Here is a 7,924-nt window from a genome sequence, read left to right as displayed (position 1 = left end):
CGCTCAGGACGGAGCTGCACGCGCGGCTCGCCGCCGCCGTGCGGGACGTCCGCGCGGGCGGCGACGCCGGCCTCGCCGGATCGGCCCTGCGGGTCGCGACCGATGGATCCGTCAGCCGGCTCGAACGGCCCTGGCACGCGCGGTGCTCGTGCCAGGGCCCTGGTCCGGCAGCTTGAGGTCGGGCAGGAACCGCGACGGGCTCCGCTCCCCCGCCCGGGACCCGCCGCTGCGCGCCCACGAGAGCCGCAGCCGGTCCTTCGCGCGGGTGACGCCGACGTAGAGCAGCCTGCGCTCCTCCTCGACCTGCTCCGGCGTGTTCGCGTAGCCGATCGGCAGCAGGCCGTCGGCGAGGCCGATGACGAACACCACGGGCCACTCGAGGCCCTTCGCCGAGTGCAGCGTGGCGATCGTGATGGCCTCGATCGGCGGATCGTGCTGGGCCGCCGCGCGCTCGGCGAGCTCGGCCACGAAGGCCTGCAGCGTCGTGCCGGCGGGTGCCTGCTCGGCGAGGGTGGCGAGCGCGTCGAGCAGCTCCCAGCGGGTGCGCTGCTCGCCGGGCCCGGGCGGCGCGTGGTGCGTGTGCCCGAGCTCGCGCAGCGCGTCGGACACCGACTTGAAGAGCGGCTCCTCGAGCCGGGCGACCGACGCTCCCCGCAGCAGCATGAGAGCCTGCTTGATGACGGGATGTTCGAAGAACGACAGCGAGCCGCGGGTCCGCACGGGCACTCCGGCGTCCGCGAGCGCCTGCTCGAGCAGCGCGGACTGTCCGTTGTAGCGCAGCAGCACCGCGATGTGGGACGGCCGGGTGCCGGCCGCGACGAGCGCGGCGACGTCAGCGGCCACCCCGGCGGCCTCGTCCGGATCCGACGCGTACACGCGGAGCTGCACGGCCGGCTCGCGCGGCTCCGACGACCGGCGTGCGGCCGTGAGCTGCAGCGCGCCGGGACGCGCGTTCATGAGCGCGTTCGCGGTGCGGACGACGCCGTCGACGGACCGGTAGTTGTGCTCGAGGCGCAGCACGGTGGCGCCGCCCCGTCGCTCGCCGAAGCGGAGGAGGTACTCGGCGCGCGCGCCCGCGAACGAGTAGATGGTCTGGCTCGCGTCCCCGACGACGCAGACGTCGGACCGCTCACCGAGCCACGCGTCGAGCAGCAGCTGCTGCGCCGGCGACACGTCCTGGTACTCGTCGACCGTGAAGAAGCGGTACTGCTCGTGCACCTCCGTGGCGACCTGCGGCTCGCTCGTGATCATCCCCGCGGTGGCGAGCAGCACGTCCTCGAAGTCGATGAGGCGGCGCTCGTCCTTCAGCGTCTCGTAGAGCTCCTGCAGCGCGATCATCTTGTCGACGTCGAGGCCTGCCGGCATCGGCCGGGCGGCCGCACGCTGGGCGTACTCGGCCGACGAGAGCGCGCTGGCCTTGCGGAACTCGATCTCCGCCGCGGCGTCGCGCACGCCGGCCCTGTCGAGCCGGAACCGCAGCACCTCGGCCGCCTGGGTGACGAGCCGCGCCTTGCCGTCCAGCACCTTCGGCGCGCTCGCTCCGAGCACCTGCGGCCAGAAGTAGTTCAGCTGTGCCAGCGCTGCGGAGTGGAACGTGCGGGCGGCGACCCCGGAGGCGCCGAGCGCCGTGAGCCGCGACCGCAGCTCGCTGGCGGCACGGGTCGTGAAGGTGAGCGCCATGACCCGCTTCGGCGGATAGACGCCCGTCGCGACCCCGTACGCGATGCGGTGCGTGATCGCGCGGGTCTTGCCGGTGCCCGCCCCCGCGAGCACGCACACCGGCCCGGTGAGCGCCGTCGCCGCAGCCCGCTGCTGCTCGTCGAGGGGCTCGAGCAGGCCCTCGGGATCGGTCACCAGTCGCCCATCAGCTCACCGCCGTACCAGTGCTCGATGATCGCCCGCGCGATCGACGTGTGACCCGGCAGGCGGATCCGTCCCGCGGCCGCCGCCTCGGCGAGCTCGTCCCGCTCGAACCATCGGGCCTCGCGGATCTCCACGCCGTCGACGCGCAGCTCCGCGGGGTCGTCGGGTGCGGTGCGAGCGAGGAAGCCGACCATCACCGAGGCGGGGAACGGCCACGGCTGGGAGCCGAGGTACTCCGCGGCGGCGACGGCGATTCCGGTCTCCTCCATCACCTCGCGCTGCACGGCGGCCTCGAACGACTCCCCCGGTTCGACGAACCCGGCGACGACGGAGTAGCGGTCCTCGGGCCACGCGGCGTTCGAGGCGAGCAGCAGCCGGTCCCTGCCGTCGATCACCCCGACGATGACGGCCGGATCGGTGCGCGGGAAGACGTGCTCGCCGCTCGCCTCCGCCTCGTGGCCGGAGGGGTACCGCACCCAGCCGCTGCGTCCCACCACGGTGGGCGCGCCGGTGCGGGGTGAATGCCCGTGGGTGCCGTGCCAGTTCGCGAGGCCGAGCGCCTCGGTGAACAGCCCGGCGTCGCGGGCGTCGAGCGCGGCGCCCTGGGTGCGCAGATCGGCCCAGCGTGCGACATCGGCCGCGATCGCATCCGCCGCCACGTCGTCGACGACGGCGGCGAGCACGACGGTGCCGGCGGGCGCGTCGTCCGACTCCTCCAACGTGCGGCCCAGGTAGAGCACGAGCTGCGGATCCGGAACCTGCGAGGGCGGCAGGAGCGCGAGGCGCAGCCGGTCGGCCGGGTCGGCGAGCAGCGCCGTGCCACGGCCGAGCACGAGCACCCGGGTGGCCTCGTCGGCCCACGCGGCCTCGAGGGCGCCGGGCACGTCCCGCGTGGCGGCATCCCGGTCGACGGCGGTGCGCGAGAGCGGCAACCGATCCATGAACGTCTCGCGCATAGCTGTGCCGACCTTCCGTGTCACGCCCGACACGCCGGGCCCTCGCTGGCGGGCCTGCGGGAGGCCGTCCCGCCCTCGACCTAGCCTGGAAGCCATGTCCAGGCACCATTTCACCCTAGCCGCGCTGGCGACGTCCGCCGTGCCCGGACTCGAGGTGGCGGTCGCCCGGCCGTTCACGGGCGGCGGCGACGGCGAGCACGACGCCGCACTCATCACCGCCGTCGACGGGCGCCACGCCGTGGTGCGGATCCCGGCGACCGCGCGGGCCGCCCACCGGATCCTCGCGGAGGTGCGGGCGCTCGACGCCCTCACCGCCGGCGCCCGCTCCCGGCTGCCCTTCGCGGTGCCCACCGTGCTCGGCACCGCGGAGACGCCCACGACCGTGGTCACCGTCTACGTCCCCGGGTCGCGCCTGCGACCCGCGGCCGTGGTGCCCGGCGGCGCGCTGACCACCTCCGTCGCAGCCGCGGTCGCGGCGCTGCACGCCCTCCCGACCGGCCTCGTCGCCGAGGCGGGCCTGCCCGTGCAGAGCGCGTCCGACGCGCAGCGGGCCGTCGCGCAGGTCGTCGACCGGGCGGCGGCGACCGCGAGTGTGCCGGCGCCCCTGCTCGACCGCTGGGAGCGGGCCCTCGACGACGCCACCCTGTGGCAGTTCACCCCGACGGTGCTGCACGGCGCACTCCGCCCCGAGACCGTGCTCAGCACGCCGCGCGGCGCGCCCGACGAGGCGGTGTCCGCCGTGCTGGGGTGGTCGGAGCTGCAGGTCGGCGACCCCGCCCGCGACCTCGCGTGGGTGCTCGGCCTGCCGGTGCAGGGCGCCGCGAGCGCGGTGTTCGCCAGCTACCACGCGCTGCGGCGCGGCGCGGCGGACCCCTCCCTCCGGCAGCGGGCGACTCTCCACGCGGAGCTCGAGCTGGCCCGCTGGCTGCTCTACGGCCGCGACACGGGCAAGCGCGAGATCGTCGCCGACGCGGTCGCCATGCTCACGGCGCTCACCCGGGGCGTCGAGGACGACACGGCCGGATCCCTCGGCGCCGATCCGCTGCCGGTGCTCACGGTCGGCGAGGTGGAGCGGATGCTCGACGATCAGCGCTCGATGATGCTGGAGAGGACCGGTCCCGTACCCCTGCCGGCGACGGTCGCCCAGCGCTCGCGCAGCTCGGCCGGGGAGTAGAGCCGCTCGGGCCGCACGATGCGGTCGTGGGCGACGTAGTAGAAGACGGCGTCGATGCCCTCGGGGTCGATGCCCTCCCGTTCCGCGTACGCGAACCGGTACAGCGCGAGCTGGAACTGCTTCAGCTCGAGGTCCGCCGCTGACGAGGGCGGGGCGCCGGTCTTCCAGTCCACGATCTCGATCCGGCCCTGGCGCCGGTAGACGGCGTCGAGCTTGCAGACGAGGACGCGCCCCTCGAACGGCACCTGGATCTCCGTCTCCACCTCGATCGGCTCGAGCCGGCCCCAGGGGCTCGCGAGGAACCGTTCCTGCAGCACCTCGAGCCCCTCGACGCCGTCGCCGACCTCGGGGTCCCCGTCCCGCTCGTCGAGCAGGGCGTCGACGAGCTCCGTCGACGGGGCGAGGCGGGCGCGGTCCTCGACCCAGGCGTGGAAGAGGGTGCCGAGCCGGGTCGCCCGGTAGGGCCGCTCGGGCATCGGCCGCCGGAGCGCGGCGAGCACCGCCTCGGGATCGTCGACGAAGTCCTTGAACCGGGACGCGGGGATGCGGTCGGGCAGCGGCACCCGGCCGCCCCCGGCCAGCTGCTCCGCCCGCTCCGCCAGCAGCGCGTCGACCGGCACCAGCCAGCGGCCGGCGTCGTCGGGATCGGCGGAGCGGACGGCCTCGGCGGCGGCCTCGACGGCGGTCCGGCGGGCGCCGAGCGGATCGGCCGGCCAGAGGAACCGCTCGGCGGGCGCGCCCTCGGGTCGGGAGGGGGACTCGGGCGCGGCGGGCGGCGCCTCGATCAGGCCCGCGTCCGCGAGCTCCTCGAGGTAGCACGAGGGCGCCCGAGGGGTCTTCTGGGTGGCCCAGAAGGAGCCGGTGAGCAGCAGGCGGTGCCGAGCCCGGGTGACGGCGACGTACGCGAGCCGGCGCTCCTCGGCGAGGAGGGAGGCGGCGACGGCGCCCTGGTAGGCCTGCAGCGCGGTCCTCAGCTCGGTGCGGTCGGCGAAGGAGCGCCACGGGAAGACCGGCAGCTCCGCCGCGTCACCGCGGAACTCCCACGGGAGCACGCCGGGCGCGAGCCAGCCGCGCGTGCTCTTCGGCTTCGCGGGCAGCTCGTCCGCGACCATCCGCGGCACGGCGACGACGTCCCACTCGAGACCCTTCGCGCCGTGCACCGTGAGGATCTGCACGGTGCCCGCCTCGGGCGGGTCGCTGCGCGGCGAGAGGTCCTCCTTCTGCTCCGCCGCTGCGAGCCATCCGAGGAAGCCACCGAGCGTTGCGCCCTCGGCGACCTGCAGGTACCCGGCGAGCGCCTCGTCGAAGGCGTGCAGGGAGGCCTGATCGCCCCGCCCCTCGTTGGCGAGCACCTCGATGTCGAGATCGAGCGCCTCGACGACGAGGTGCACGAAGTCGCCGAGGTCGCCGCCGGACCGGCCGCGCAGCTCGGCGAAGACGCGGCCGGCGCGGCGGAGCCGTTCGAGCCCGGCCGGGCTGAAGCCCGCCTCCATGCCGTGCCCCTCGTGGTGGGCGAGGAAGTCGAGCGCGTCGACGATCGAGGAGCTCTCGCCTTCGGCGACGGAGCGGCCGAGCAGCTCGGCGACCTCGGCGCCGAGCCGCTGCTGCGCGAAGTCGCGCTGCTCGAGCCACCGGGCGAGCCGCTGCAGGGCGGCGAGATCCGCGGGGCCGATGCGCCACGCGGCCCCGGCGAGGAGCCGGACGAGCTCGGCGCCGGCCTGCGCATCATGCACGACCCGGAGGGCGCTCACGAGGTCGGCGACCTCGGGCTCCTGCAGCAGGCCGCCGACGCCGAGGACGTGGAAGGGCACCTCCTGGCGGCGGAAGGCCGCCAGGAACGCGGGCAGCGTGCGCCGGGCCCGGAGCAGCATCGCCGCCGAGGGCGGCTGGGGCGACTCCGCGAGCCGGGCCGCGAACCATGCCGCGACCGCATCCGCCTCGTCGTCGAGCGTCTCGGCGAAGACCGACTCGACGGCGTGCTCGCTGGCCGTGGGTGCGGGCGCGAGCCGCGGCACGTCGATCCGGGACGCCGCGGCGAGCGGCGCGGCGAGCGTGTTCGCGGCGTCGAGCACGGCCGTGCCGTTGCGCCAGCTGGTGCTGAGGGCGAAGGTGCGGACCGACCGGCCGCCGCCGAAGTCGCGCTCGAACCCCTCGAGGTTCGCCGCGGATGCGCCGCGCCAGCCGTAGATCGACTGGTGCGGGTCGCCGACGGCCATGACGGCGCGGCCGGCGAACAGCCGCGCGAGCATTCGGGTCTGCACGACCGACGTGTCCTGGTACTCGTCGAGCAGCACCACCCGGTAGCGGGACCGGAAGTCGTCGACGAGCTCGTCGGACGACGACACGATCTCGAGCGCGAGGGACACCTGGTCGGAGTACTGGACCGCCCCGGACGCGCGCTTGCGCTCCCGGTAGGTCTCCACGAGTGAGAGCAGCACGGGCAGGGTGTCGGCGGGCTTGCGCGCCGTCTCGAACTCGCTCCTGTAGGCGGCGGACGCGATCGGCAGGGCATCGAGGGCGGCGCCGTAGGTGAGCGCCATCGCCCGGACGGCCGCCGGGTCGGCCGCGTGCTCCGCGAGCCCGTTCGCGGTGTCGAGCACGAGCTCGGTGATGCGGTCGACGTTCAGATCGAGGTCGGCGAGCGCCCCGTCGCTCGATTCGAGCACGACCCGGCGGGCCAGCTGCCAGGCCGACGCCTCGCCGAGCACGACGCCGCCCGACTCGCGCCCGATGAGGGGCGCGTGGTCGCGGTAGACCCCGTTGGCGAAGGCGTTGTATGTGGAGACGGCCGGCGGGTCGAAGGGGTCGTAGCCCGGGGCGAGACCGACTGCGGCCAGCCGGCCGACGTGCCGGCGGATGCGATCGCCGAGCTCCGAGGCCGCCTTGCGGGTGAAGGTGAGCCCGAGGATCTGCGGCGCGTCGACGAGACCGTTCGCGAGCAGGTAGAGCACGCGGAGCGCCATCGTCTCGGTCTTGCCACTGCCCGCCCCGGCCACGACGAGCGCGGGCTCGAGCGGTGCCTCGATCACCTTCGCCTGCTGCGCCGTCGGCGGGAACATGCCGAGCCGCAGGGCGATCTGCGCCGCGTCCACCCGCTCAGCCACCGCACACCTCGGGGATCCGGGCGAGCATCGCTCGGAACGACGAGCCGCCGTGCCGCACCTCGGGCTCGACGAGCCCTTCGAACCGTGCTGCGGCCATGCCGTCGGCCGCCGCCGCGAGGCGCTCGCGCATGGCCGCTGCCGCCTCCTCGTCGAGCACCGGCTGCTCGACGAGGGCGTAGCCGCGCTGCGACTTCTCGCGCACGTAGAGCAGGGCCGCGCCCGAGCGCGCGGCCCCCGGCGCGATCCCGGGCACGACACCCTCGAGCACGGCGAGCTGGTAGACCCCGAGCTGGGCATGGGTGAGCGCCTCGGCCTTGGCGACCTTGCTCGACCCGGTCTTCAGGTCGACGACTCGCAGGCGACCCCGCGGGTCGAGCTCGACCCGGTCGATGGTGCCGTGGACGGAGGCGCGCCGATGGGTGAACGCGAAGGGCGTCTCGCCCCCGAGCAGCTGCGTGCCGTCGCGCCGCCGATCGGCGAGGTACGTCGCGATCGCGCGGATCATCCGCTCGGCGAGCCGTCGCTCCTTCGCCCCGATCCAGTCCGCCTCGAAATCGAGCTCCGCCCACCGCCCCTCGAGCGCCGCGAGCAGCTCGGCCTCCTCGCCCTCCCCCGCGTGCTCGAGGATCCAGTGGAGCATGGTGCCGACGGCACCCGCGAGCAGCGGCTCGCCCCCCGCGACCCGGTCGACGAACCAGTCGACCGGTGAGCGCTCGAACTGCTCCAGCTTGGACGGCGACACCCGCACCGGCGCGTCGGGGTCGGGCTCGAGCGGCGCCTCGGTGGACGCAGCGGCCAGCCCGAGCCAGCCGTCCGGCGCCGCGCCC

5 protein-coding genes are annotated in these 7,924 nt (G+C 75.2%); 1 reads left to right on the top strand and 4 read right to left on the bottom strand.

The features are described 5' to 3' along the window. Window positions 1-111: 111 nt before the first annotated feature. Window positions 112-1,854, bottom strand: coding sequence for an ATP-dependent helicase (locus JWQ92_RS15090; protein ID WP_297345287.1), 1,743 nt, complete (start codon window positions 1,852-1,854; stop codon window positions 112-114). Next, window positions 1,851-2,804 (bottom strand): NAD(+) diphosphatase, encoded by a 954-nt coding sequence (gene nudC, locus JWQ92_RS15085; protein WP_297345286.1) that lies wholly within the window; start codon window positions 2,802-2,804, stop codon window positions 1,851-1,853. Before nudC ends, JWQ92_RS15090 begins: the two co-directional genes overlap by 4 nt. A 109-nt stretch (window positions 2,805-2,913) precedes the next feature. Here nudC and JWQ92_RS15080 point away from each other — a divergent pair, with 109 nt between their 5' ends. Further along, complete coding sequence (locus tag JWQ92_RS15080) at window positions 2,914-3,993, top strand: phosphotransferase (RefSeq protein ID WP_297345285.1); 1,080 nt, start codon at window positions 2,914-2,916, stop codon at window positions 3,991-3,993. On the opposite strand, the gene JWQ92_RS15075 is transcribed toward JWQ92_RS15080, so the two are convergent. Continuing rightward, window positions 3,906-7,097, bottom strand: coding sequence for an ATP-dependent DNA helicase (locus JWQ92_RS15075; RefSeq protein WP_297345284.1), 3,192 nt, complete (start codon window positions 7,095-7,097; stop codon window positions 3,906-3,908). The genes JWQ92_RS15080 and JWQ92_RS15075 overlap by 88 nt on opposite strands. After that, the coding region (locus tag JWQ92_RS15070; protein WP_297345283.1) for a PD-(D/E)XK nuclease family protein at window positions 7,090-7,924 on the bottom strand (835 nt) is incomplete at its 5' end. The genes JWQ92_RS15070 and JWQ92_RS15075, both read right to left, overlap by 8 nt.

Source organism: Amnibacterium sp. (assembly GCF_025463795.1).
Classification (GTDB): domain Bacteria; phylum Actinomycetota; class Actinomycetes; order Actinomycetales; family Microbacteriaceae; genus Amnibacterium.
This window is presented reverse-complemented; position numbering and strand designations above follow the sequence as displayed.

Coding starts and splice junctions, on each gene's coding strand:
- nudC (WP_297345286.1), bottom strand. CDS start 2,804: ATGGATCGGTTGCCGCTCTCGCGCACCGCCGTCGACCGGGATGCCGCC.
- JWQ92_RS15080 (WP_297345285.1), top strand. CDS start 2,914: ATGTCCAGGCACCATTTCACCCTAGCCGCGCTGGCGACGTCCGCCGTG.